This window comes from Rhizobium sp. P40RR-XXII (genome assembly GCF_012641405.1).
GTDB lineage: Bacteria > Pseudomonadota > Alphaproteobacteria > Rhizobiales > Rhizobiaceae > Rhizobium.
Window position 1 is genome coordinate 79,283 of sequence record NZ_JABAII010000001.1, and the last position, 25,774, is coordinate 105,056.

General features: G+C 60.9%; 25 protein-coding genes and 1 pseudogene. 13 read left to right on the forward strand and 13 right to left on the reverse strand.

All coding sequences use genetic code 11. The features are described from left to right. Positions 1-167: 167 nt before the first annotated feature. Positions 168-1,133 (forward strand): transaldolase, encoded by a 966-nt coding sequence (gene tal / locus HGP16_RS00405; RefSeq protein WP_168838061.1) that lies wholly within the window; start codon positions 168-170, stop codon positions 1,131-1,133. Positions 1,134-1,280: 147 nt separating this feature from the next. Here tal and HGP16_RS00410 read toward each other — a convergent pair whose 3' ends face one another. The 4 genes from HGP16_RS00410 to HGP16_RS00425 all read right to left on the reverse strand — a co-directional run bounded on the left by HGP16_RS00410 (position 1,281) and on the right by HGP16_RS00425 (position 4,716). Continuing rightward, positions 1,281-2,444, reverse strand: coding sequence for a CaiB/BaiF CoA transferase family protein (locus HGP16_RS00410; protein ID WP_168838062.1), 1,164 nt, complete (start codon positions 2,442-2,444; stop codon positions 1,281-1,283). A 1-nt stretch (position 2,445) separates the two neighbouring features. Beyond that, on the reverse strand, positions 2,446-2,991 hold the full coding sequence (locus HGP16_RS00415; RefSeq protein WP_168838063.1) for a MaoC family dehydratase: 546 nt from the start codon (positions 2,989-2,991) through the stop codon (positions 2,446-2,448). A gap of 29 nt (positions 2,992-3,020) precedes the next feature. Then, the gene (locus HGP16_RS00420; protein WP_168838064.1) at positions 3,021-3,857 is read right to left on the reverse strand and encodes an amidohydrolase family protein; all 837 of its coding nucleotides are present in this window, start codon (positions 3,855-3,857) and stop codon (positions 3,021-3,023) included. Positions 3,858-3,921: 64 nt separating this feature from the next. Continuing rightward, positions 3,922-4,716, reverse strand: coding sequence for an IclR family transcriptional regulator (locus HGP16_RS00425; RefSeq protein WP_168838065.1), 795 nt, complete (start codon positions 4,714-4,716; stop codon positions 3,922-3,924). Positions 4,717-4,895: 179 nt separating this feature from the next. On the opposite strand from HGP16_RS00425, the gene HGP16_RS00430 reads away from it, so the two are divergent. The 11 genes from HGP16_RS00430 (at position 4,896) to HGP16_RS00480 (ending at position 15,361) form a co-directional block, all read left to right on the forward strand. After that, positions 4,896-6,212 (forward strand): extracellular solute-binding protein, encoded by a 1,317-nt coding sequence (locus HGP16_RS00430; RefSeq protein ID WP_168838066.1) that lies wholly within the window; start codon positions 4,896-4,898, stop codon positions 6,210-6,212. Positions 6,213-6,401: 189 nt separating this feature from the next. Next, entirely contained in the window at positions 6,402-7,295 is an 894-nt protein-coding gene (locus HGP16_RS00435) for a carbohydrate ABC transporter permease (RefSeq protein WP_168838067.1), read from the forward strand. Between the two features lie 2 nt (positions 7,296-7,297). Further along, positions 7,298-8,164, forward strand: a complete 867-nt coding sequence (locus HGP16_RS00440; RefSeq protein ID WP_168838068.1) for a carbohydrate ABC transporter permease — start codon at positions 7,298-7,300, stop codon at positions 8,162-8,164. 5 nt (positions 8,165-8,169) lie between these two features. Beyond that, positions 8,170-9,267: an ABC transporter ATP-binding protein gene (locus tag HGP16_RS00445; RefSeq protein ID WP_168838069.1), complete on the forward strand. Its 1,098-nt coding sequence runs from the start codon at positions 8,170-8,172 to the stop codon at positions 9,265-9,267. 11 nt (positions 9,268-9,278) lie between these two features. After that, entirely contained in the window at positions 9,279-10,391 is a 1,113-nt protein-coding gene (locus HGP16_RS00450; RefSeq protein ID WP_168838070.1) for a mandelate racemase/muconate lactonizing enzyme family protein, read from the forward strand. Between the two features lie 13 nt (positions 10,392-10,404). Next, positions 10,405-10,734 (forward strand): L-rhamnose mutarotase, encoded by a 330-nt coding sequence (locus tag HGP16_RS00455; protein ID WP_168838071.1) that lies wholly within the window; start codon positions 10,405-10,407, stop codon positions 10,732-10,734. A gap of 339 nt (positions 10,735-11,073) precedes the next feature. After that, the gene (locus HGP16_RS00460; RefSeq protein WP_168838072.1) at positions 11,074-12,147 is read left to right on the forward strand and encodes a Gfo/Idh/MocA family protein; all 1,074 of its coding nucleotides are present in this window, start codon (positions 11,074-11,076) and stop codon (positions 12,145-12,147) included. A gap of 3 nt (positions 12,148-12,150) precedes the next feature. Continuing rightward, positions 12,151-12,612: a MaoC/PaaZ C-terminal domain-containing protein gene (locus HGP16_RS00465; protein ID WP_168838073.1), complete on the forward strand. Its 462-nt coding sequence runs from the start codon at positions 12,151-12,153 to the stop codon at positions 12,610-12,612. Beyond that, positions 12,609-13,742: an extracellular solute-binding protein gene (locus tag HGP16_RS00470; RefSeq protein ID WP_168838074.1), complete on the forward strand. Its 1,134-nt coding sequence runs from the start codon at positions 12,609-12,611 to the stop codon at positions 13,740-13,742. The genes HGP16_RS00465 and HGP16_RS00470 overlap by 4 nt, the downstream gene beginning before the upstream one ends. A gap of 106 nt (positions 13,743-13,848) precedes the next feature. Continuing rightward, on the forward strand, positions 13,849-14,580 hold the full coding sequence (locus HGP16_RS00475) for an SDR family oxidoreductase (protein WP_168838075.1): 732 nt from the start codon (positions 13,849-13,851) through the stop codon (positions 14,578-14,580). A 106-nt stretch (positions 14,581-14,686) separates the two neighbouring features. Then, positions 14,687-15,361, forward strand: a complete 675-nt coding sequence (locus HGP16_RS00480; protein ID WP_168838076.1) for a DUF1345 domain-containing protein — start codon at positions 14,687-14,689, stop codon at positions 15,359-15,361. 32 nt (positions 15,362-15,393) lie between these two features. Here HGP16_RS00480 and HGP16_RS00485 read toward each other — a convergent pair whose 3' ends face one another. The 8 genes and pseudogenes from HGP16_RS00485 to HGP16_RS00520 form a co-directional block, all read right to left on the reverse strand. Continuing rightward, a complete protein-coding gene (locus HGP16_RS00485; protein ID WP_015341190.1) occupies positions 15,394-15,567 on the reverse strand; it encodes a DUF1328 domain-containing protein in 174 nt (57 codons plus the stop codon). Positions 15,568-15,729: 162 nt separating this feature from the next. After that, positions 15,730-17,157 (reverse strand): gamma-aminobutyraldehyde dehydrogenase, encoded by a 1,428-nt coding sequence (locus HGP16_RS00490; protein WP_168838077.1) that lies wholly within the window; start codon positions 17,155-17,157, stop codon positions 15,730-15,732. 13 nt (positions 17,158-17,170) lie between these two features. Further along, entirely contained in the window at positions 17,171-17,986 is an 816-nt protein-coding gene (locus tag HGP16_RS00495; protein ID WP_168838078.1) for an ABC transporter permease, read from the reverse strand. Next, a complete protein-coding gene (locus HGP16_RS00500) occupies positions 17,976-18,950 on the reverse strand; it encodes an ABC transporter permease (protein WP_168838079.1) in 975 nt (324 codons plus the stop codon). Before HGP16_RS00500 ends, HGP16_RS00495 begins: the two co-directional genes overlap by 11 nt. Then, entirely contained in the window at positions 18,947-19,933 is a 987-nt protein-coding gene (locus tag HGP16_RS00505; protein WP_168838080.1) for an ABC transporter ATP-binding protein, read from the reverse strand. Before HGP16_RS00505 ends, HGP16_RS00500 begins: the two co-directional genes overlap by 4 nt. Before the next feature lie 203 nt (positions 19,934-20,136). Continuing rightward, entirely contained in the window at positions 20,137-21,297 is a 1,161-nt protein-coding gene (locus tag HGP16_RS00510) for an ABC transporter substrate-binding protein (RefSeq protein WP_168838081.1), read from the reverse strand. A gap of 200 nt (positions 21,298-21,497) precedes the next feature. After that, positions 21,498-22,111 (reverse strand): annotated as a pseudogene (locus tag HGP16_RS00515) (3'-5' exonuclease). A gap of 42 nt (positions 22,112-22,153) precedes the next feature. Then, entirely contained in the window at positions 22,154-23,062 is a 909-nt protein-coding gene (locus HGP16_RS00520; protein ID WP_168838082.1) for a LysR family transcriptional regulator, read from the reverse strand. A gap of 195 nt (positions 23,063-23,257) precedes the next feature. On the opposite strand from HGP16_RS00520, the gene HGP16_RS00525 reads away from it, so the two are divergent. Then, positions 23,258-24,091: a hypothetical protein gene (locus tag HGP16_RS00525; RefSeq protein ID WP_168838083.1), complete on the forward strand. Its 834-nt coding sequence runs from the start codon at positions 23,258-23,260 to the stop codon at positions 24,089-24,091. A 181-nt stretch (positions 24,092-24,272) separates the two neighbouring features. On the opposite strand, the gene lysS is transcribed toward HGP16_RS00525, so the two are convergent. Continuing rightward, positions 24,273-25,769, reverse strand: coding sequence for a lysine--tRNA ligase (lysS, locus tag HGP16_RS00530; protein ID WP_168838084.1), 1,497 nt, complete (start codon positions 25,767-25,769; stop codon positions 24,273-24,275). Positions 25,770-25,774: the final 5 nt, after the last annotated feature.

The following is a 25,774-nucleotide window of genomic DNA, read 5'->3' on the forward strand; positions in this document are numbered from 1 at the left end:
CGGCCGTTCACCGAAAATGGAACTCTAGCGCTTTTTATCCCGTTACTGAAACATAGGAGAAGGAAGGCTGCACCCCTGACGCCTTCAAGTCCCTCCGGCGAAAAGACCGGATCTGCTGCCCGACATCTCCCATCCAAATGGGCCTCATTCAAACAAGGATACCTGTTATGACTTCCAAGCTTGATCAACTCCGCGCCATGACGACGGTCGTGGCCGATACCGGCGATATCGAGGCAGTCGCTCGCCTGAAGCCGGTGGATTGCACCACCAACCCGACCATCGTGCTGAAGGCGCTCGGCACGCCGATGTTCGCCGATGCGATCAAGGAAGCCGTCGCCTGGGGCAAGAAGCAGGGCGGCGCCTCCGAAGCCGTTGCCGCTGCCGTTGCCGACCGCCTGGCGATCTCCGTCGGTGCTGCGCTCTCCGGTCTCGTTCCGGGCCGCGTGTCGACCGAAGTCGACGCCGACCTGTCCTTCAACACCGAAGCTTCTCTTGCCAAGGCCCGCGCCATCATCGCCGCCTATAAGGAGCGCGGCATCGAGCGTGACCGTATCCTGATCAAGCTCGCTTCCACCTGGGAAGGCATTCGCGCCGCCGAAGTGCTGCAGAAGGAAGGCATCGACTGCAATCTGACGCTGCTCTTCAGCAAGGCTCAGGCCATTGCCTGCGCCGACGCCAAGGCATTCCTGATCTCGCCCTTCGTCGGCCGCATCCTTGATTGGTACAAGAAGTCGACTGGCAAGGATTACACGGCCGAGGAAGATCCGGGCGTCGTTTCCGTCCGCGATATCTACAATTACTACAAGGCCAACGATATCCAGACGATCGTCATGGGCGCCTCCTTCCGCAATACCGGCGAAATCGAAGCGCTGGCGGGCTGCGACCGTTTGACGATCAGCCCGAACCTGCTGGACGAGCTTTCCAAGGACGAAGGCAAGCTGGAGCGCAAGCTTTCGCCGGAAAGCAAGACTTCCGTCGAGAAGATCGCCGTCGACGAAAAGACCTTCCGCTGGATGATGAATGAAGACGCAATGGCGACCGAAAAGCTCTCCGAGGGCATTCGCGCCTTCGCCAAGGACCTGATCGCGCTGCGCACCATGGTCAGCAAGGAACTGCAGCTCGCTGCGGCTTGAGGCGATCCGCTCCCGTTGGGAGACACGTTATTTAGGAGGGTGCCGCAGGGATGCGGTGCCTCTTTTTGTTTCGAGTAGAGTTTTGCGTTCGCTGCTCCTGCGGCACCCCCTCTGTCACGGTACCGCGGATGCGAGGCGCGCTATAACCTACCGATCCCCAATAAACTCCGCCCTGACTTTATCTGACTGCCCACCGATCGTCGGTGCCGCCAGGCTGTTCTTGCTTCTGACACCATTGACCCGGATAGGGCTTGCCGTCGTGCGCACGGAGGTGCCGTCGTCACGGGTCACCGTCTGCAGCATGTCGAGCTGGCGGAAGGCGGCGCTTTGCAGCAGTTTCGGCCAGTCCAGCACTTCCGCCGCCCAGATATCGGCCGGTTCCAGGATGGCGAGCCATTGCTGAGCCGTCTCTTCCTTCAGGCGGCCTGCGATCATGCTCTTGATCTCATCGCGGCGTTGGAAAGCATCATCGGGCGTGCAGACGGCAAGTTCAGGCAGATCGAGCAGCGGTGCGAGCTGCGCCAGCGGCATCATCGCCAGCGCCAGCCAGCCATCGGCGCAGCGATAGACGCCGTAGGGGGCGGCGAGATAGGCGTGGGCATTGCGCACGGCGGATTTCTGCGGCAGTCGTCCGCCGTCGTTCAGGTGCGTGGTCAGCACTTCGAACTGGAAATCGACCATCGCTTCCAAAAGGCTCGTTTCCACATGCACGCCACGCCCGGTCACGCCGCGCCGCACGAGGCCGGCGAGGATTGCCTGGACGAGGAGGTTGCCTGCCAGCATATCGGCGACGGCGAGCCCGAAGGGCACAGGCCCGTCATCGGCCTCGCCGTTCAGCCACATGGCACCGGAGCGAGCCTGGGCCAGCAGATCCTGCCCGGGAAAAAGACGCCATTCATTGTCGGGACCGTATCCGGTGATGCTGCCATAGACGATGCGCGGATTGATCGCCGCAACGGCGGCATAGTCGAGACCAAGCCTTTCGATGACGCCGGGGCGGAAATTCTGGATGACGACGTCGGCCTTGGCGATCAGCGCGCGCAGTTCCCGAAGATCGCTCTCGTCCTTCATGTTGATCGCAAAGCTCTCCTTGCCGCGGTTGATGGCATGAAAGAGTGTGGAATCGCCGCCGATCTCGGTGTCGCTGAGATAGAGCCGGCGGCAGAGGTCGCCGCCATCGGGCCGCTCGATCTTGATGATGCGCGCGCCGAGATCGCCGAGCCGCAGGGCGGCCATCGGGCCGGCAAGAAACTGGCTCATGTCCAGCACGATGATGCCGGAGAGCAGACCCTCTTCGTTGTCCTCGTTCATGTCAGGCTTTCAGCGGCGGCGCGTCCGCAGGCCGGCCGTTCTTATAGCGCACGGTCTGGATATGCTCGCAATAAAGCACCAGTTCGCCTTCGCCCTTGAAGACTTCGTAGGAGGAGCGGATCAGGCCGAGTTCGGCATATTTCGGCTGCTTATCCAGATTGGTGCGGATGGTGTAGATCGTATCGCCGATGAAGGTGGGCTTGATGAAGCGCAGCTTGTCGTAGCCATAGGAAAAGGCGTTGACGCAATTGGTGGCGACGAGGCCTAGGCCGGCGGAAAAGACGAAGGCGCCGGCGACGAGCCGCTTGCCGAACAGGCCCTCGGTCTCGGCAAAGATCTGGTCGCTGACGTAAGGGTGCATGTCGAGCACCAGCGCGTTGAACTGCTGGGACTCGCCTTCGGAGATCGTGCGGCGCAGCGAGCGGATCCGGTGGCCGATCTCGAAATCCTCGTAGAACCAGTTTTCCGCATTCCAGACTGGAATATCGGCGTGGTCTGCCGGCATGGTTTTCGGATGGGTGCTGGATACGCCGACGGTGGCGGTCATGGCATTGTCTTTCGATGGAACCTCCGGCCTCAAAGAGACCAGAGGCGCTTGGCATTGAGCTGGTAGAGGCTGTTGCGTTCGTCGGCGCTTACGCCTTGCATCAGCGCGTGGGTGGCTGCGACCCAGGTGGAGAGATTGCCGCCAAGCGTGCAGACCGGCCAGTCGCTGCCCCAGATGACGCGATCCCAGCCGAAGCTCGTGATGCAGTGTTCGACGAAGGGGCGCAGCGTTTCCGGCGTCCAGCTCTCGGGATCGGCATAGGCAACGACGCCGGAAATCTTGACGACGACATTCGGACGCTTGGCAATGGCTGATATTCCGGCCGACCAGACCTCGCTGAGCTGTTTCTTGACGGCGGGCACGCCGCAATGGTCGAGAATGAACCGGACGTCAGGATTGAGGTCGACGAGCGCGATTGCCTTGGAAATCTGATGAGGCAGCACGCAGAGATCGAAGGTCAGGCGGGTGCCGGCAAGCCGCTTCAGGTTCTCGCGAAACAATGCGCCTTCGGAGACATTGTCGGGCACGACATGCAGCACACGGCGAAAGCCCTTGACGAAGGGGTCGGCGAGTACGCGTTCGAGATAGGCGGGAAAGCCAGCGCTTTCGGGGCGGCAGGCGGCGATGGCGCCGCGAAGAAGGCTACCGGGCTCACGGCTCAGGCCTTTGACGTAGTCGGTCTCGCGTTCGATATCTTCTTCGGCGACATCGACTTCCATGTGAAGCGTATCGGTGATCCCGAGGCGCTTGGCCTCGCGCGCATAGTCCCCATAGAGGCTGTCGCGATTGAGCGCACCGGCCTCGGCCAGCCAGGGATAGGCGAGCTTTTTTCGGTCGACGATGTGCAAATGGCTGTCGAAAAGCATGGTTTTCCTCCCATACTGCTTGCTCAACATATACTCACATAAGAATAATTTATTCAAATAAAAATTATAACTCGGCCTTGTCGACTATACCGGCCACGGTTTCAGAGATCTCCTTTGCCGCTTCCCGCACATATTCGATGACTTGATCGTAAGTCGGCGCCTTGGTGTTGACGGGCTCGATATAGGGGCAGGTGAGAGCGGCAAGTCCATTGCCGTCCATGGCCAGGATCGGCGCGGAAATATTGCGCACGCCGCTCGTCTGCAGGCTGTCCATGGTCTCATAGCCCTTTTCGCGGATTGCCCGCAGCTTCTCTTCGAGATCGGCCGGCGGCTCTTCGGCCTCCTGATCCTGCTGGCGCCTTTGCTCGTTGATCATCATCTGGCGCTGCTTGTCATCCCGGAATGCCAGGAGAATGTGACCAGAGCCGGTATTGTAGAGGTTGATCTGCGCGCCGACGCGGATGGAGATGCCCCAATAGGTCGGCGAATCCTGCTGGGCGATGACGACGACCGAGCCGCGGTCGTAGATCGCCAGATGGCAGGCCTGCTCTGCGCGGTTGGAGAATTCACGCATCAGCGGCGTTGCGAAGGACACCAGTCGGCGCACTGGTGCGTGATAATGCGCCAGCCCGAACAGCTTCAGCGTCAGATAGAAGCGATCGCCGTCCTGCCTCTGCACATAGCCGCGCCGCACGAGGCGATCGAGCATGCGATAGAATTCGTTGGGGCTCTTGTTGAGCGCCTTGGCGATTTCCGCCTGCGTCAGGCCACCATCGATCGTTGCCAGCAATTCCAAAATATCGAGCCCCTTGTCCAGGGCCGGCGCGCGATAGCGATCGCTGTCGTCTTCTACACTCATCAACAAATCCCCCATGCGACGAAACATGAATCGTCATTCATATATGAATGAAGGCATTTTACAAGCACGCGATCGCAGCTTGACGGCCAATGAATAAGATGTTTACTTATAAATCATTGATCCATATTTGGGTCGGGAGAACAATCGGACAAGGGGTCCGGTCTTAGGGAGGAACTTCGATGAGGAATTGGAAGGCCGGTCTCGTTGCCGGCACGATGGCATTGCTTGCCGGCACAGCGGTCTTCGCCGCCGATCTGCCGGGCAAATTTCCGGGTGTGACGATCGACGCCAAGCTCATCGGCGGTCAGCAATACGAGCCGCTGTATGCGCGCATTGCCGAGTGGGAGAAGGAGACGGGGGCCAAGGTCAACATTCTCTCCAAGAAGAACCACTTCGAGCTCGACAAGGAAATCAAGTCGGACATGGCATCGGGCAGCATCTCCTGGTGCGTCGGCTCGAACCATTCGTCCTTCGCGCCGCAATATCCCGATCTATACACCGATCTTTCGAAGCTTCTGCCCAAGGAAGAAATCGGCCAGTTTGTCGATTCCACCATTCAGGCCTCGACCATCGACGGCCGCCTGATCATGCTGCCGCGCGCCCAGTTCGACGTTTCGGCCCTCTACTATCAGAAGAGCCTCTACAACGACGATGCCAAGAAGACGGCCTTCAAGGCAAAGTACGGCTACGATCTCGCGCCGCCGAAGACCTGGAAGGAAGTGTCCGATCAGTCGATCTTCTTCTCCAACCCGCCGAACTTCTTCGGCACGCAGTTCCCCGGCAAGGAAGAGGCCATCAACGGCCGCTTCTACGAGATGCTGGTCGCCGAGGGCGGCGAATATCTCGGCAAGGACGGCAAGCCGGCCTTCAATTCCGAAGCAGGCGTGCGTGCGCTCGACTGGTTCGTCAACATGTACAAGGCGAAGGCCGTTCCTGCCGGCGTGACCAATTATCTGTGGGATGATCTCGGCGCCGGCTTTGCTTCCGGTTCCATCGCGCTCGATCTCGACTGGCCGGGCTGGGCGACCTATTTCAACGATCCGAAGTCGTCGAAGATCGCCGGCAATGTCGGCGTCGTCGTACAGCCCGCCGGTTCCTCCGGCAAGCACACCGGCTGGTCCGGTCACCACGGCTTCTCGGTGACCGAATCCTGCGCTCACAAGGATGCCGCCGCTTCGCTCGTCTGGTTCCTGACGAACGACGACTCGCAGAAGCTCGAGGCCGCCAACGGCACGCTTCCGACCCGCAAGGCTGTCTGGGATTGGGATATCCAGCAGGCGGCTTCCGATCCTTACAAGAAGGAAGTGCTGAGCACCTTCCAGGAAGCCATGAAATATGCCTTCCCGGTTCCGCGCACGCCGCAATGGATCGAGATTTCCAACGTCGTCTATCCCGAGCTTCAGGCCGCAATCCTCGGCGACAAGAGCTCGAAGGAGGCGCTCGATGCTGCTGCCCAGAAGGCAACCGACGTCCTGAAGGACGCCGGCGCGCTCTGAGCGATGCAATCGAAATCCCGCGTGCTCATGGTGCGCGGGACTTCCGCAATCTGACTTCGAGAATGGCTTTCGATCGGCACCGTGAAGGGCCGGCGTGTGCCGCCGGTGTCGCACCGGCTTCTCGGTCCCAGGCAATTCATTCCACGCAGTCCGGGCCACGCTGCCGAGGAATGCCGACAGGTGCAAACCATGCTCAAAAGAATATCCCCACCGGTCCTGCTTCTTCTTCCGGCGATCATCGTCCTTGTGGCGGTGGTTCTGTTTCCGCTGCTCCTCTCCTTCTATTCCAGTTTCACGCCGTTTCGACTGACGCGGCCGGCGACGCTCTTCACCTTTATTGGCCTGCGCAACTATGCGCGTATCCTGACCGACCCGGTGTTTCTGGCCGCCTTCGTGCGCACCGTGGTGCTGCTGACGATCGCGCTCAATCTGGAAATGCTGCTGGGCCTGGGATTGGCTATCCTGGTCAACAAGGCGACCCATGGCAAGCGCGTGCTGCGCACGCTGATGATGTTCCCGATGATGTTTTCGCCCGTGCTCGTCGGCTTCCAGTTCAAATTCATGTTCAACGACAATGTCGGCATCATCAATAATGCGCTGCAATCCCTGGGCATTACGGAGACGGCCATTCCCTGGCTGATCGACGGCAATCTGGCGCTGCTCTCCATCGTCATTGCGGAAGTCTGGTCTTCGACCTCGGTCTTCGCGATCCTCATTCTCGCCGGACTGCTTGCCATGCCGCAGGAGCCGGTCGAAGCCGCGAAGGTTGATGGCTGCACCAGCTGGCAGACCTTCCGTTATGTCACCTGGCCGTTCCTGATGCCGTTTGCCTTCATCGCCATGACGATCCGCTCGCTCGACGTCGCGCGCGCCTACGACATCGTCAAGATCATGACGGATGGCGGGCCGGCGCGGCGCACGGAGCTCATCTGGACGCTGGTCGGGCGTACCGCCTATGCCGACGCGCAGATGGGCCTCGCCAACGCCATGGCCTATGTCTCAATCATCCTTTCGATCGTCTTCACAGTCTATTTCTTCCGTAAGCTGGCGCTTGCCCGCACCCAGATCGGAGCGGAGTGGTAATCATGGATCGCAATGCCCAACAACGCCTGCAGCGCCGCCTTTGGAAGGTCGCCTATCTCATCGGCCTTTTCCTAGCGATGCTCGTCATCTGCCTGCCCGGCTTCTGGATTGTCATCAGCTCGCTGCGCCCCACCGTGGAAATCATGGCGAAGCCAGCGGTCTGGATCCCGCAGGAACTTTCGCTGGAAGCCTATCGCGCCATGTTCGGCGGCGTGGGGCAGGGCGGCATTCCTGTCTGGGACTATTTCCGCAATTCGCTTATCATCTCCGTCACCTCGACCGCCATTGCGCTCGTCATCGGCATGTCCGGCGGCTATGCCTTCGCCCGCTTCCGTTTCGCAGGCAAATCGGCCGTGTTCCTCGGGCTGATGCTGACCCGCTCGGTGCCTGGCGTGGCGCTGTCGCTGCCGCTCTTCATGGTCTATGCCCGGCTCGGGATCATCGACACGCATTTCGGCCTGATCCTCACCTACGTCGCGCTGAACGTGCCCTTCACGATCTGGCTGATCGACGGCTTCTTCCGGCAGGTGCCGAAGGATCTCGCCGAAGCCGCGCAGATCGACGGCTGCACGCGCTGGCAGGCCTTCTGGCAGGTGGAATTCCCGCTTGCCGGCCCCGGTATCGCGTCCGCCGGCATTTTCGCCTTCCTCACCTGCTGGAATGAATATGCACTGGCCTCGCAGCTGACACGCTCCGTCGATTCCAAGACGCTGCCTGTCGGTCTGCTGGATTACACGGCCGAGTTCACCATCGACTGGCGCGGCATGTGCGCGCTCGCGGTCGTGATGATCATTCCGGCGCTCGCTCTCACTTTCATCATTCAGAAGCATCTGGTGTCGGGTCTGACATTCGGTGCGGTCAAAGGTTGATTTCCATGGCTCAGGTTTCCCTCAAAAAACTCGTCAAGCGCTACGGCGCGCTGGAAATCGTCCACGGGATCGATCTCGACATCGCGGACAAGGAGTTCATCGCGCTCGTCGGCCCGTCCGGCTGTGGCAAGTCGACGACGCTGCGCATGATCGCCGGCCTGGAGGATGTCTCAGACGGCGTGATCGAGATAGGCGACACCGTCGTCAACGACCTGCCGCCTCGTGATCGCAACATCTCCATGGTGTTCCAGTCCTATGCGCTTTATCCGCATATGACGGTGCGCGAAAATATGGGCTTCTCGTTGAAGATCGCCAAGCAACCGCAGACGGAGATAGACCGTCGCGTCGATGAAGCCGCCGCCATTCTCGGCCTGGATGTGCTGATGGACCGCCGCCCGGCCCAGCTTTCCGGCGGCCAGCGCCAGCGCGTCGCCATGGGCCGCGCCATTGTCCGTCAGCCGGAAGTCTTCCTCTTCGACGAGCCGCTGTCGAACCTCGATGCCAAGCTGCGCACGCAGATGCGCACCGAGATCAAGAAACTGCATGCCAAGGTGCAATCGACGGTGGTCTATGTCACGCACGACCAGGTCGAGGCCATGACGCTGGCGGACCGCATCGTCATCATGCGCGACGGCTATATCGAGCAGGTCGGCACGCCGGACGAGGTGTTCAAGCGGCCGGCCACGCGCTTCGTTGCCGGCTTCATCGGCTCGCCGCCGATGAATATCGAGGAGGCGACGTTGAAGGCGGGCGAACTCACCTTCAAGAATGGCGATCGGCTGCCGCTGCCCGGCCAGTTTGCCGGCAAGGTCAAGGAGGGCGAGAAGGTCGCCTTTGGCCTTAGGCCCGACGATATCTTCCCGACGGGACATGGCCTGCATTCCGGCGTGGAATCGGCTGTCTATGAACTGACTTTGCCCGTCGCCATCACCGAACCGCTCGGCAATGAAACGCTCGTCTTCGTCGAATTTGCCGGGCGCGAATGGGTGACGCGCATGCTCAACCCGCGCTCGCTGAAGAGCGGCGAACAGCTGAAGATGAGCTTCGATCTCAGCCAGGCGCACCTCTTCTCCGTTGAAACCGGCAAGAGCCTGGCAAGCTGAGGAGCCGACCCATGGCACGTATCGAGAAAATTGAGCTGCGCATGGTCGACCTGCCGCCGAAGGTGAAACGGACGGATGCGATCCAGAGCTTCGTCAGCCAGGAGACGCCGATCGTCACCATCACCGACAGCGACGGGGCTGTCGGCACCGGCTACAGCTATACGATCGGCACCGGCGGTTCCTCCGTCATGCGGCTGCTTTCAGATCATCTGGTGCCGCTGCTGATCGGCGAGGATGCCGACTGCATCGAGGCGATCTGGCACAGACTAGAATTCGCGACACATGCAACGACCATAGGACCTATTACGGCGTTGGCACTCGCAGCTGTCGACACGGCGCTTTGGGACCTGCGGGCGAAGAAGCAAAGCCTGCCGCTCTGGAAGCTCGCCGGGGGTGCTAGGGATCGCTGCCCGCTCTACACGACGGAAGGCGGTTGGCTGCATATCGAGAAGGAAGCCTTGGTCGAAGATGCGCTGCAGGCGAAGGCCAAGGGCTTCTCCGGCTCGAAAGTGAAGATCGGCAAGCCGCATGGCTCGGAAGATTACGACCGATTGGCCGCAATGCGCCTGGCGCTCGGCTCCGGCTTCGAGATCATGACCGACTGTAATCAGGGTTTTACCGTCGATGAGGCGATCCGCCGGGCGGCACGCCTGAAGGAGCTGGATCTTGCCTGGATCGAGGAGCCGTTGCCGGCCGATGATCTTGACGGCCATATCCGGCTGACCCGGTCGACAACGACGCCGATCGCGGTCGGTGAATCCATGTATTCGATCCGGCATTTCCGCGAATATATGCAGAAGGGTGCCTGCTCGATCGTGCAGGTGGACGTTGCCCGCATCGGCGGCATCACGCCCTGGCTGAAGGTGGCGCATGCCGCTGAGGCCTTCGATATTCCGGTCTGCCCGCACTTTCTGATGGAGCTGCATGTCAGCCTCACCTGCGCGGTGCCGAACGGTAGATATGTCGAATATATCCCGCAACTCGATGACTTGACGACGAAGGGCATGGAAATCGTCGACGGCAAGGCGCTGGCGCCCTCCGAACCCGGTATCGGCATCGAGTGGGATTGGGAAGCGGTGAAGGCCCGCTCGATCGGCGAATTCACCCGGGAAATCCACGGCTGAGGAGGAACTGGCCATGCAGCGAATGGGAATGGTGATCGGTCTGGAGCCGGCCAAGGTCGCGGAATACAAGGCGCTTCACGCGGCCGTCTGGCCCGAAATCCTGGCGCTGATCTCCGAATGCAACATCACCAACTATTCGATCTTCCTGAAAGAGCCGGAAAACCTGCTCTTCGGCTATTGGGAATATGTCGGCACGGATTTCGAGGCCGACATGCGCAAGATGGCCGCGAGCCCGAAGAACCAGGAATGGTGGTCGGTGTGTATTCCATGCCAGAAGCCGCTCGAGACCCGCAAGGAGGGTGAGTGGTGGGCCATGATGGAGGAGGTGTTTCATCATGAGTAACTTTCCAGAAAAGCCCCTCACCCTAGCCCTCTCCCCGCAGGCGGGGAGAGGGGACGATCTTTCAGTTCGCGATCCCTGGCTTTCCATGAAGTCGTTGAGGGCATACCCCCCTCTGTCAGCTTTGCTGACATCTCCCTCACGAGGGGGGAGATTGGTAACTCGCGGCTATTTTTCGCTATCAACGGACATCGAATCTGCAGACGGTACAGTTATTCGTTTCCCGAAGCGGTGCGAAACGCACTCAACGATCTCCCCCCTTGTGGGGGAGATGTCACGAAGTGACAGAGGGGGGCATCTAGCTTCAACAAACTCCAAAGCTGATGCTTCGGGAGTACTTCAATGACCTTCGATCCCCAATCCCTCCGCCAATGGCGGCCGAAGCCGTCGAATCCGCGTCCAATCGTTATCTTCGGCGCCGGTAGCATCGTCGGCGATGCGCATTTGCCGGCGTACAAGCAGGGCGGCTTTCCGGTCGCTGGTCTCTACGATCCCAACGTCGAGAAAGCGGCGGCGCTTGCCGCGCAATGGGGCATTCGCGCTCTCGTCTCCGAGGCAGAGGCGCTTGCCGTCGAAGGCGCTATTTTCGATCTAGCAACGCCGCCGGCCGCGCATGCGACGATCCTTTCGAAATTGCCGCACGGCTCCTTCGCGTTGATCCAGAAGCCGATGGGCAGCGATCTTGCCGGCGGCTCCGAAATTCTGCGGGTTTGCCGCGAACGCGACATCAAGGCGGCCGTCAATTTCCAGCTTCGGTTCGCGCCGATGATGCTGGCGCTCTATGATGCCGTGAAGAAGGGTTATCTTGGCGAGGTCGTCGATTTCGATGCCTGGCTGGCGCTCGCCACGCCCTGGGGCCTTTGGCCGTTCCTTAAGGGTCTGCCGCGGATCGAGATTGCCATGCACTCGATCCACTATCTCGATTTCATTCGCGGGCTGCTCGGCAATCCTCAAGGGATCCATGCCAAGACCATCGGCCATCCCAACCATGATGTCGCGCAGACGCGGACGGCCGCGATCCTCGACTATGGCGACAAGGTCCGCTGCGTGCTCTCGGTCAATCATGACCATGATTTCGGCCGCAAGTTCCAGGCCTGCGAGTTTCGCATTTCAGGCACCAAGGGTGCGGCCTACATCAAGCTTGGCGTCAATCTCGACTATCCGCGCGGCGAGCCGGACGAGCTATGGATCCGCCCCGCCGATGGCAGCGATTGGGTCGAGGTCAAGCTGGAAGGGGCCTGGTTCCCGGACGCTTTCGTCAATCGCATGGCCAACCTGCAGCGCTTCGCATCTGGCGAAGATCAGGAGCTGATCGGCTCGGTCGAGGATGCCTGGCAGACCATGGCTCTCGTCGAGGCCGCCTATCAGTCGAGCGCCGCGCCGGCGACGCCGATTGCTGAACTTCCAAAGGCTTGAGGAATGGCAGAACAAACCCTCTACTTCGAAGACTACGAACTTGGCCATGTCCGATTGACGACCGGACGGACGATCACCGAGACCGATTTCGTCGTCCATGCCGGCCATACCGGCGATTTCTTCCCGCATCACATGGATGCGGAATTCGCCAAGACCTTGCCCGGCGGCCAGCGCATCGCACACGGCACGATGATCTTTGCGATCGGTGTCGGTCTCACGGCATCACTCGTCAATCCCGTCGCCTTTTCCTATGGCTATGATCGGCTCCGCTTCGTTCGTCCGGTGCATATCGGCGATACGATCCGCACCCGCGTTACCATTTCGGCGAAAGAGGACGATCCGAAGCGGCCGGCGGCCGGTCGCGTCACCGAGCGCTGCGAGGTGCTGAACCAGCGCGACGAAGTCGTGCTGGCCGCCGATCACATCCTGGTCGTCGAGCGCAAACCGGCGGCGGAGAAGGTATGATGGTGAAGCTAAAGGGGATGACCTGGTCGCATCCGCGCGGCTATGATCCGATGCTCGCTTGTTCCAAAGAGTGGCAGGAAAGGACCGGCGTCGAGATTAGCTGGGAAAAGCGGTCGCTGCAGGATTTCGAGACCTTTCCGGTGGAAGAACTTGCCGCCCAATACGATCTCATCGTCATCGATCACCCGCATGTCGGCCAGATCACGCGCGAAAACTGCCTGCTGCCGCTCGACGATGCGGCTCATTCGGAGGAAATCGCCGCGATCGCCGCCGGCACCGTCGGGCGCTCCTATCCGAGCTACAATTGGCAGGGACGCCAGTGGGCCTTTCCGCTCGATGCGGCGACGCAGGTGCAAGCCTACCGGCCGGATCGCCTGAGCGCGCCGGTCAGGGATCTTGCCGAGTTCGTGACGCTCGCCCAGGAAGGTAGGGCGATCCTGCCGATGCGGCCGCCGCATTCGCTGATGACCTTCATCTCGCTGGCGGCGCATCTCGGCACGCCCTGCAGCATCGAGGGACCAGACTTCATCGCGAAAGCCGATGGTGAAGCGGTGCTCGACTGGATGGCGCGGATCGTCGCCGGGATGGATATCGGCTGCTACGAGATGGACCCGATCGCGGTGTTCGACCTGATGAGCCAGGTCGACAGTCCCTATGTGGCGACGCCCTTCATTTACGGTTACGTCAATTATTCCTTTGCCGGTTTCAGGCCGGCACGGATCGCCTTTGCGGATATGCCCGTCATCGACGGCCGCGCGCCGAATGGCTCGGCGCTTGGCGGTACGGGCATTGCCGTCTCGGCGCACACGCAAGCTCCCGAGGAGGCGAAGGCTTTCGCGCGCTGGATCGCCAGCGGCCCGGTGCAGGCCGGCATTTATGCAGGCGGGAACGGTCAGCCGGGTCACGCCGATGCCTGGGTCAGCGATGCGGTCAATGCGCTGGCGCTCGATTTTTACCGCAATACGCGTGCGACTCTGGATGGCGCCTATGTGCGGCCGCGGCATGACGGCTACATGGCATTTCAAAGCGATACATCCGAGATGATTAGCAATGGACTGCGAACCGGCGAAAGACATACAGTCCTCATCGACAAGCTGAACCGCCGCTTCGCGCAGTCCTTCGACGTTTGATGGATGGCTGGGCCAACCGATTGTTATTGCATGATCTTATCCAGGCTATCGGCCGTGGGCCCGGCGGAATGGGTGAGATCATAGTTCCGAGGAAAGGATTAGGATTATGGGTCACGGGTTGGAAGGCAAGAAGGTCGTCATCACGGCGGCGGGGCAGGGCATCGGCCGGGCTTCGGCGGAGCGCTTCATCTCGCTCGGCGCGCATGTCTACGCCACCGACATCAACGAGCAGACGCTTTCAACGCTGGAAGGCGCCAGCAAGCATGTGCTGAACGTGCTCGACAGCGCCGCCGTCAAGGCCTACGCGGAAGAGATTGGCCCGATCGATGTGCTCTTCAACTGCGCCGGCTTCGTCCATGCCGGAACCATCCTCGACTGCGACGAGAAGGATTGGGATTTCTCCTTCAACCTCAATGCAAAGGCGATGTACACGACCTGCCGGACCTTCCTGCCCGGCATGCTGGAAAAGGGCAAGGGCTCGATCGTCAACATGGCTTCGGTCGCTTCCAGCGTGAAGGGCGTGCCGAACCGCTTCGCCTATTGCGCCTCCAAGGCGGCCGTCATCGGACTTACCAAGTCGATCGCTGCCGATTTTGTTTCCAAGGGCATCCGAGCCAACGCCATATGCCCCGGCACGGTCGACAGCCCCTCGCTGCATGAGCGGCTGCGGGCAACCGGCGACTACGACAAGGCGATGAAGGATTTCATCGCCCGCCAGCCGATGGGCCGCATCGCGACTGCGGAAGAGATTGCCGCGCTGGTGACCTATCTGGCCGGCGACGAAGCGGGCTTCACGACCGGCCAGACTCACGTCGTCGACGGCGGCTGGACAGGCTGAGGCTTCATTTTCGCAATCGGGGGCTTCGTGTTGCGAGGCCTCCTTTTATTTGCCACTCTCGTTTGCGAATCGGTTTGTAACGGCGATTTGCGATCAGGAGAGCGGCATGGATGCGAACGAACTTATGCATCGTTCCAGAGGTCTCGTGCTGTGGCGCAAGCACCATGTCATCCTGATTTCCGTGCTTGCCGGTATTGCCGTCTTCCTGCTTCTGACATCACGTGATCTCAATGCCGGCAACCTGCTGATTGCCTGGGATACGACCGCCGTCGTCTTCATCGTCTACAGCCTCTATCGGATGCTGACAGCCAATGCGCTTCGCATCCGCAAGCGCTCGGCCGACCTCGATTTTTCGGATGGCTTGCTGCTGTTCCTGTCGATCGCGGCGGCGATCGCCAGCGTCGGCGGCATTGCGCTCGATCTCATCGGCATCAAGGACGCATCGCCCGAAATCGCCTTCATCCGCGTGATGACGGCGATCGTGACGATCCTGATTTCATGGACATTCCTGCACACCCTGTTCACCATCCACTATGCGCATAAATTTTATAGTAGTCCGGGCAAGGGGCAGGGGCTCAAATTCGCCGAACCGGTGGAAGAGCCGATCTATTGGGATTTCCTCTATTTCTCCTTCACCATCGGCGTTGCAGCGCAGACGGCCGATATCGGCGTTTCCACGGTCGGCATGCGTAAGCTGGTGCTGCTGCATGCCATCCTGTCGTTCCTGTTCAACACGACCATCCTGGCGCTCGCGATAAACGTGGGGGCGAGCCTGATTTAGGCCCGCCCCGAAGGTTGTGACGGCCGATATCGTCAGACGACGGCGTTGCCGGCCATAACGGCCAGGATCAGGAACACCAGGAAGATGATCAGGAAGATAGCGAAGAGAACGCGCGCAATGGTTGCGGTTGCCGCCGATACTCCTGAGAAGCCGAAAAAGCCGCTGATCAGCGAAATCACAAAGAAAATGAGAGCCCATTTCAGCATTAGCAATCTCCTCTGCGTTGTACCTCTTAAAGACGCCGGAGGAGGGTAAATTGTTCCGAAGGCGTTTCGGTTAAAGGCACATGGTTGTCTTCGGCGGGGGGTACAGCGTTGCCCCAAACTCAAGAGAGCTGGTTTGACCGAGAGTCTTATCTCAGCCGCCTCTCACCCATGATTGATCATCACATGCCGCACAGCCGTGTAGTCTTCGATAGCGTAGACTGACATATCCTTGCCGTAGCCGGATTGCTTCAGGCCGCCATGCGGCATTTCGTTGACCAGCATGAAATGGGTGTTGATCCAGGTGCAGCCATATTGCAGCCGTGCGGCCGTCTGCATGCCGCGGCTGATGTCCTTGGTCCAGACTGAGGAGGCGAGGCCATAGTCGCTGTCGTTGGCCCAGGCGACGGCATCATCGGCATTGGTGAAGCGCGTCACCGAGATGACAGGGCCGAAGACCTCGCGGCGGACGATCTCGTCATCCTGCGTGGCGCCGGCGACGACCGTCGGCGCGTAGAAGAAGCCGTGGTCGCCGGAGATCCTGCCGCCGGTGGTGATCTCCATGTGCTTGTGTTCGGCGGCGCGGGTGACGAAGCTCTCGACGCGGTCGCGCTGACGCTTGGAGATCAGCGGGCCGATTTCGTTTTCCGTGTCGTCGGCCTGGTTGAACTTGATGCTGGAGACTGCCGAAGTGAGGTCGGCGACGAAATTGTCGTAGACCTTGGCGTCGGCATAGATGCGGCAGGCGGCGGTGCAGTCCTGGCCGGCATTGTAATAGCCGAAGGTGCGGATGCCGGCGACGACGGCGTCGATATCGGCGTCGTCGAAGATGATGACGGGCGCCTTGCCGCCAAGTTCGAGATGGGTACGCTTCACCGTTTTGGCGGCGGCCTGAAGCACCTTCTTGCCGGTGGCGACGTCGCCGGTGATCGAGACCATGCCGATCTTCGAGTGGTTGATCAGCGCATTGCCGACGCTTTCGCCACGTCCGAGGATGACGTTGACGACGCCCTCAGGAAGGATATCCGAAAGCAGCTTCGCCATCTTCAGCGCCGTCAGCGGCGTCTGCTCGGAAGGCTTGAAGACGACGGTGTTGCCGCCGGCAATGGCCGGTGCCAGCTTCCAGGCCATCATCATCAGCGGATAGTTCCAGGGTGCGATCGAGCCGACGATGCCGATCGGGTCACGGCGGATCATCGAGGTGTGGCCGGGGAGATACTCACCGGCGACAGGGCCGTGCAGGTTGCGCACCGCGCCGGCGAAGAAACGATAGCAGTCGACGATCGCCGGAATTTCGTCATTGAGCACGGCGTTGATCGGCTTGCCGCAGTTCAGCGCCTCCAGCGCTGCGAAACCTTCGGCATCTCGCTCGATGGCGTCGGCGATTTTGAGGAGATAGGCCGAGCGCTGGCTCGGGGTCGTCTGCGACCAGCTCGTGAAAGCCTTTTCGGCGGCGTCGACGGCGGCATCGATCTGGCCGAGTGACGCCTCAGGCAGGTTGAGTACGGTCTCGCCCGTCTTCGGGTTCAGCACGCGCTCTTCCGTTTCCGTGCCGGCTTCGAAGCGGGAGCCGATCAGCATCTGGGTATCCATATTTTTCTCCCTTTCATTTGCCGCCGCCGGCGATCTGGTCGCCGTCGCGGGTAAGATAGTAGGCTGCCAGGATCGGCAGGAAGGTGACAAGCACGACGACCATGGCGACGACATTGGTCACGGGTCGCTGGCGCGGGCGGATCAGTTCCTCCAGCATCCAGATTGGCAAGGTCATCTGCTGACCGCCGGTAAACGTGGTGACGATGACTTCGTCGAAGGACAGCGCGAAGGCGAGCATGCCGCCGGCGAGCAGCGCCGTGCCGATATTCGGCAGGACGACATGGCGGAAGGTCTGGAAACCGTCGGCGCCAAGATCCATCGACGCCTCGATCAGCGAGCCGGAGTTGCGGCGGAAACGGGCGACGGCATTGTTATAAACAACGACGACGCAGAAGGTGGCATGGCCGAGAACGATCGTCCAGACCGAGAAGGGGATATCGAACAGGCTGAAGGCGGAGCGCAGTGCGATGCCGGTGATGATGCCGGGAAGCGCGATCGGCAAAATGACCAGCAGTGAGATCGCCTCGCGGCCGAAGAACTTGGTCTGGCTGACGGCGGCGGCGCAGAGCGTACCGAGCAGCAAGGCGACGATGGTTGCGATGGTCGCGACCTGAACCGACAGCGCCAGCGCCGACCAGACATCCGGCCTGTTCCAGGCAATGCCGAACCATTGCAGGGTGAGCCCTGGCGGCGGCCACTGATAGCTCTTTTCCTCCGTCGTGAAGGCATAAACGAAGATCAGAAGGATCGGCAGATGCAGGAAGAGCAGGCCACCGGCTGCTGCGATCTTCAAGGGGAGGGAGGCGCGTTGGCCACGATCAGAGCGCATCGAAGGCTCCCTGCTTTTTGGCGATCCAGAGATAGATCGCCATGATGACGATCGGCACGACCGAGAAGGCGGCGGCGAGCGGCACGTTGCCGGCGGTTCCTTGTTGCGCATAGACGGCCTGGCCGATGAAGAGGCGCGAGGAGCCGATGATCTGCGGAATGATGTAATCGCCCAATGTCAGCGAGAAGGTGAAGATGGAACCGGCGACGACACCCGGCAGAGCGAGCGGCAGCAGCACCGTGCGCAAGGTCTGCTTCGGCGTCGCGCCGAGGTCGGACGAGGCTTCCAGCAAGTTCGCCGGCACGCGCTCGAGAGCGGCCTGCGTCGGCAAGATCATGTAGGGCAGCCAGATATAGACGAAGACGAGGAAGGTGCCGATGTAGCTGACCGACAGCGAATTGCCGCCGATAATGGGCAAAGCGAGCACGCCGTCGAGCAGCCAGCCGAGATGCAGCTTGTCGAAGATCCAGGTGAGGATGCCTTCCTTGGCGAGGATCAGCTTCCAGGCATAGACCTTCACCAGATAGCTCGACCAGAGCGGCAGCATGACGCCGAGATAGAACAGCGCCTTCCATTTGCCCTGCGCATGGCGCGCGGCAAAATAGGCGATCGGGAAGGCGACGAAGGCGGAGGCCAGCGTGACGAGGGCGGCCATAACCACCGTGCGCACGATGATGTCAAAATTAGCTGTGTTCAACAGCTGGGCATAGGTCGAGAGGGTGAACTCGTAGTTCACCATTCCCGAGAAGTCGTCGATCGAGAAGAAGCTCTGCAGCAAAAGCGCGATCAGCGAGCCGATATAGATGATGCCGAGCCAGAGGAGCGGCGGCGTCAGCATCAGGAACAGCAGCAGCTTCGGACGTCGCCAGAAGAGATCGGAGAGGCGGCCGAAGACGCCGCCGCGGCGCGGCAGGATCGAGGCCGGCGCTTGGCTCGACGAGGCGGGGAAGGCGGCGGCGTTCATGCGGCGTCATCCATGTAATGAACGTCCGCCGGCAGCCAGGCGAGGCGGATGGCGGCACCGGTATCCGGGGCCGACTGGCCGGCCGGCACCGTCACATGCAGGCGTGCGCCATTCGCCTCGACCGAGAGGCGGGTAGCGGCACCGAGAAAGCTCGTCGCTTTCACGGTCGCCGCCACGCCGCTCTCCTCTGTCAACCGTATGGCTTCCGGGCGCAGGCTGGCCCAGCGCCGCTCGCCGCCGAGCGACGACATGACTTCCGGGGCAATGACATTGGAGGAGCCGACGAAATCGGCGACGAAACGGGTCTTCGGCCGCTGATAGATATCGTGCGGCGTGCCATGTTGCACGATGCGGCCATCGTTGAAGACGGCGACGCGGTCGGCCATCGAAAGCGCTTCGCCCTGATCGTGGGTGACGAAGACGAAGGTGATGCCGAGCGCCCGCTGCAGGCTCTTCAGCTCTTCCTGCATCTGCTCGCGCAGCTTCAGGTCCAGCGCGCCGAGCGGCTCGTCGAGCAGAAGAACTTTCGGCTTGTTGACCAGCGCCCGGGCGAGCGCCACGCGCTGGCGCTGGCCGCCGGAGAGCTGGCCGGGGCGGCGGGCGCCATAGTCAGGCAGTTTCACCAGTTCCAAGGCTTGTTCGGCGGCACGCAGCCGCTCGGCCTTGCCGACGCCCTTGACCATCAGCCCGTAGGCGACGTTGTCGAGGATGTTGAGATGCGGAAACAGGGCATAGTCCTGGAAGACCGTGTTGACGTTGCGCCGATAGGGCGGCACGCCTTCGGCGGTTTCGCCGAAGATCTCGATATGGCCGCCGGTCGGCTGTTCGAAGCCGGCAATCAATCTCAGGCAAGTGGTTTTGCCGGAACCGGAAGGGCCGAGCATGGCGAAAAATTCGCCGGCCGCGATCTCCAGGTCGACGCGGTCCACAGCGCGGACTTGGCCGAAATGCCGCGACACCTGCTGGAAACGAACGGCGCTCATTGGTTTCTCCGAGTATGTTGTTTACTCCTTCTCCCCAGCGGGGAGAAGGTGACCCGGAGGGTCGGATGAGGGGGTGGGGCGGCATAAGCAGTCCTTCGCTTTTCGCTCAGGACATTCGTCGCTTAACTCCTCATCCCCCTCATTTGCCCTCCTGAGTTTTCCGAAGGGCGGGCATCTTCTCCCCGAGGGGAGAAGAGTGAAGGTCACCGACCGCCGATCACGCCGATATAATCGGAAACCCAGCGATGATAGGGCACGCATTCGCTCTGCGTCGTGCACTTGGCGACAGGGGTTTTCCAGAACTTGATCTTGTCGAAGTGATCGTAGCCATTGGTGGCGCAGCCGCTGTCGGTCAGGAGTTCGTCGCCCTTGCAGGCGGCCGGAACCGAGGGGACGGCGCCGAACCAGGCGGCCGCATCGCCCTGAACCTTGGCCTGGAGCGAATGTTCCATCCACATATAGGCGCAGTTCGGATGCTCGCTGTCGGCATGCAGCATGGTCGTATCGGCCCAGCCCGTCGTTCCCTCATCCGGGAAAGTCGAAGCGATCTTCTGCTTGTCGGCCTGCAGGAGGTTGACCTGGAACGGCCAGGAGCCGGAAGCGACGACGCCTTCGTTCTTGAAATCGTCGGTCTGGATCATGGCGTCGTGCCAATAGCGGCTGACGATCTTGCGCTGGCCGCGCAGCAGTTCGAGGGCGGCCTTGTACTGGTCTTCGTTGAGCTCGTATGGGTCCTTGATGCCCAGCTCAGGCTTGTGGGCCATGAGGTAGAGGGCGGCATCGGCGATATAGATCGGGCCGTCATAGGCCTGGACGCGGCCCTTGTTGGATTTGCCGTCAGGCAGGTTCATTTCTTCGAAGACGATATTCCAGCTCTTCGGCGCCTGGCCCTTGAAGGCGTCGGTGTTGTACATCAGCACGTTCGGCCCCCAGAGATAGGGGACGCCATAGTGGACGCCGTTGACCGTATGCCAGGGGGCATTCTTCAGGCGGTCGTCGAGGTTCTTCCAGCTCGGGATCAGATCGGTATTGATCGGCTGGACGCGCTTACCGGCAACGAGCCTGAGCGACGCGTCACCGGAGGCGGTGACGAGATCGAAGCCGCCTTCGTTCATCAGCGCGACCATTTCGTCCGAGGTCGCCGCAGTCTTGACGCTGACCTTGCAGCCAGTTTCCTTCTCGAAGCCGGTGACCCAATCGTAATTCTTGTCGCTTTCGCCGCGCTCGATATAGCCGGCCCATGCGACGATGCTGACAGCGCCTTCGCCCTTGCCGAGCGTCTTCAATGGCTCCGCGGCAATGACCTGCGTTGCGAAACTTAGGCATGCGAGTGCAGCCGTGCATGATTTCAGCAGATGCTTCATCGGACTCTCCCGGTTTTTTGAGTCTTGCTCTTGGAGCCAGTGGCTGGCTTTTTGTTCCCGGAAGAAAAGGTGACGCGATTTCGCCGTATTCGCAAATTCATTTATCAGAAAGGCGATATCGGAAATTCCGATTCCTTCCCAGGCAGGCCATGTGCGGTAAGGGAAGCCTGCGATGGGCGTCGATTTGATGCTCGGCGATGCTAGTTGCGGTCGAAGGCCTTCGGCTGTAATTTCCCAGCCTTCATAAGATGTTGCAGCGTATAGGACACTGAAAGTGCGTCGTCGAGCGCGTTATGGCTCTGCAGGAGCGGATGCTCCACACCATAATAGTCGGCGAGCTTGTTGCTCGGCGTCCTTGCCAGATCCTCGATCGGCATTCCCGCCGCGATCAGCAGCTTGACGGCGTTGTCGAAGCGGCGGGCCGGAATTGGCGGCTGAATTCCGGCGACATAACAGCTGATCGCCACCATATTCAGCTCGTCCTTGCCCCAGGACCAGAAGCGGGCGCCGTCAGAGAAGCTATCGAGGCCGGCAAGCGCCTCCTGTAAGGCAATTCCCTCAGTCTTGATATTCTCTTCGGTAATGCCGGTCAGTGCGGTGAAGAACGGGTCGAGCGCATACTGGTTGCCAATCTGTCGAGGGGGCGAACATAGGCTTTATAGTTGTCCAGAATGGGGAAATCGCCTTCCAGGCCCAGCTTAACCGCTCCGATCTCGGCGATTACCGGGTCCGGATCATGGGCCGCGCACCAGAATCTGCGTTGCGAGCCTTCGAGGCAAAGAAATTCACAGTCGAATATGATGGCGCTCTTCACAATGATCCTCCACTCCCTTGATGCTCGTGGAGCAGCTCTCTGCTATCGCTGCCTCCCCGAGCGCATGCTTTCGGCAACGCCGACGAAGTCGCGAGCCGCTTGCGGAAGGCTCGATCCTTTGCGCCAGACCATGCCGACCTGAACGACCGGCAGCGAGCCGGAGACGTCGCGGCTCTCGATGCGATCGCCTTCCAGCGACCAGGGGCGATAGACGAGATCGGGCAGCAGCGCCACGCCCGCGCCTGTCGCGACAAGGCTGCGCACCGCCTCGACCGAGCGCGTGCGGAAGGCGACATGGGGGCGGGCGCCGAGTGCGCTCAGCAGCTTGCCGGTGTTTTCCTCGATTTCGTCGATGGTCAGCATGATCAGCGGTTCGCGGCTGATGTCGGCGACGCTGATGATATCGGCCGAGACGAGGGGATGACCCATCGGCAGCCAGAGGCGATAGGGCGAGGTTTCGAGGATTTCCGCCTGCAGGGCCATGCGATCCCGCAGGTTGGAAATGACCATGACGGCGACGTCGAGCTCGCCACCAACCAGAAGGTGCTCCAGATAGCCGCCATTGTCCTCGATGGCGCTGACCTCGACACCGGGGCAGGCACGGCGGTAGCGGGCCAGAAGATCTGACAGAACATAGCCGGCGACGAGCGAGGTCACTCCAATGTTCAGCGTGCCGCCAGCCTCGTTCCGCTGGCCGGAAAAGCTTGTGCGGGCATCGGAAACCGTCGCCAGGATCTTCGTTGCGTGGCGCAGGAACTGGTGACCATTATGTGTGATGGAGAGACCGCGCGGATGGCGCTCGAACAGTTCGACGCCAAGATCGCTTTCAAGTTCCTTGAGGGCTTCCGTGACGGACGATTGCGAGATGGACAGGTTCTGCGCGGCCCGCGTCACGGAACCTTGTTCCGCCACGGCGACGAAGTATTGCAGCTGTCTCAAGGTGAAAGCCATGCTTTGGTTAGAGCACGTTCGCGGCGCGAAAGGCAAGCATGCGTCATTGCTGTGAAAGTTTGGACCTTTTTTGGTAGCTATGCCGTCAGAGTTGCAAGTTTTACGTCCGTTTTAAGTATTCCGAAACGCCCTCTGCCTAACGTGAGGGTTGATCATCTTTGTCGGCTTGGAGTGGTCTATGCTGGAGCAGTTGGCGTGAGCGCCTTACTGCATATTTTCCGGGCACACCGGAAGTTTGTCGTCATATTCGGCGGAGTGGCCCTTCTCGTGGGCTCCTCCGGCGTTTTGGCGCTTTGTATCGGCAAGGACAGATTGCTCGGCTTTGCATCCGCTTCCCCCAACGGGCTTCAGTGCATGGATGTCAATCTCGTCACCATCCGCAAGGAAAACCGCTTTTGGGTACGTAAATATATCCGCACGGAACCGACCGATGGCCTGACGCGGGTGAAGACCGCGCTTAGGGTCGCCAAGGCGGTGTATCAGGAGCAGAAGCCGGATCTCGTCCAGGTTGTGGTTCTCGACAAGAACGGCCCGACGCTGCGCTCCGACATACGCGGCCGGGCGCTGGGGGCCGATGTGGTCTACGTGCCGCATCCGGACAAGCTTGTCGACGGCAGCTCGGAGGCACCGCTGACGGCACGCTACTATGATGGCGGTGCCAGCAATGCCGGCCTGTTCTTTGGCGAGCAGATCACCATGTTGCCGCAGGATATCAATGCCGCGCTTGCGGAGTTGAAGGACTATAGCGATTGCGGCAATGCCCTTTCGGCCGACAATGGTGCCGGGAGTGCGAAGAAGGACAAGATGAAAGCGGCGATTGCCGCGGAAGAAAAGGCAACGGCGAAGGAAGACGGGCAAGATGCCAAGCTGCTGCCGGAGCCGAAATCGACCGGCAATGTGCAGCCCGGCTATGACGAGAACGGCGAATTCATCGGTGCCGACGCCCGCGGCAAGGAGGGGACCCCGTCCCCGCGACTGGACCCGACCATGACGGGTGCCGCCGACCGTCGGTCGCCGATTACGAATTGACGCTACCGCCGCTATTCCAGATGGGGCGGTTCCGCGAAATGCTGAAACGCCCAATCCGCTTGCTCTTACGCAATTCCAGATGGAAAACCGCCATGCGCTTTTCCTGGAATTTGCGCCAAAAGAAAAGCGCCAGGCAGCGTCGTTTCCTTCGCTTGCCTGGCGCCTGAAATTGCTGGCTTGATCAGTCGGCCTTGCTGCGGCGAGCCGGGAAGAGAATGATGTCGCGGATCGACGGCGAGTTGGTCAAAAGCATGATGAGGCGGTCGACGCCGATGCCGAGACCGCCTGCCGGCGGCATGCCCTGATCGATGGCGTCGAGGAATTCCTCGTCCAGTTCCTTCTGCTTTTCGCCGCGCGCATGCGCCTGCTCGAGCTGTTCGACCATGCGGGCGCGTTGCTCTTCCGGATCGTTGAGTTCCGAAAAGGCGTTGCCGAGTTCCCACGCGTTGCAATAGGTCTCGAAGCGCTCGACGAGGCGCGGTTCGCCCGGCACTTCCTTGGCGAAGGGCGAGATGTCCTTCGGGAAATGCGTGACGTGCGCCGGCTGGATCAGCGTGCCCTCGACCTTCTCTTCGAAGATGAAGGCCAGGCATTCGCCCCAGGTCGCGTCCTTCTCAACGGCGAAGCCGGCGGCCTTGGCGGCGTCGCGCGCTTCCTCATCGGTCTTGATCGCCAGGAAGTCGATGCCGGTCGCTTCCTTGACGGCGTCGGGCATCGGCACGCGGCGGAACGGACCCTTGAAGGAGATCTGCTTGTCGCCGAAGGCGAATTCAGTGCTGCCGTGGATCGACATGGCGAGCGTCGAGAACAGTCGCTCGACGAGGTCCATGATGTCCTCGTAGTCGGCATAGGCCCAGTAGCACTCCATCATCGTGAATTCGGGATTGTGCCGGGTGGAGACGCCTTCGTTGCGGAAGTTGCGGTTGATCTCGAAGACCTTGTCGGTGAGGCCGGACACCAGCGTGCGCTTCAGGAACAGTTCCGGCGCGATGCGCAGGTACATGTCGAGCTTCAGCGTGTTGTGATGCGTCTTGAACGGCTCGGCGGTGGCACCGCCATAGACCGAATGCAGCATCGGCGTCTCGACTTCCATGAAGCCGTCATTTTCCATGAAGCGGCGGATGCCGGAAACGATGCGGCTGCGCTGCTGGAAGCGGAGCTTCGATTCCTCGTTGGTCATGATGTCGAGATGACGCTTGCGGTAGCGTAGCTCGATATCGGACAGGCCGTGCCACTTTTCCGGCATCGGCAGCAGAGACTTGGTCAGCATGGTGATCTCACGCGCATTGATCGTCAGCTCACCGCGCTTGGTGCGGCGCACGACGCCGGTCACGCCGATGATGTCGCCGATGTCGATCATCGGCAGCAGGCTGCGGGCCCCTTCCGAAGTTACGTCCTTGTGGCTGAAGATCTGGATCTTGGCCGAGGCATCATGGAGATCCATGAACATGCCGGAGTTGCGCGAGGAATAGACGCGGCCGGCGACGGTGACGACGTCGGCGGTTTCCGTGTCCGGCTCCAGACCCTCATATTTCGCAGCCAGTTCGGCATTGGTCATGGTCCGGTGGAAATGCGCCGGATAGACGTCGCCGATCTGCTCGCGCAGCAGCTTCAGCTTCTGCGCGCGAACTTCCGTTGCGTCGGAGGAGAGGGTGGCGGTTTCGGTCTTGTCGTTCATGGTTC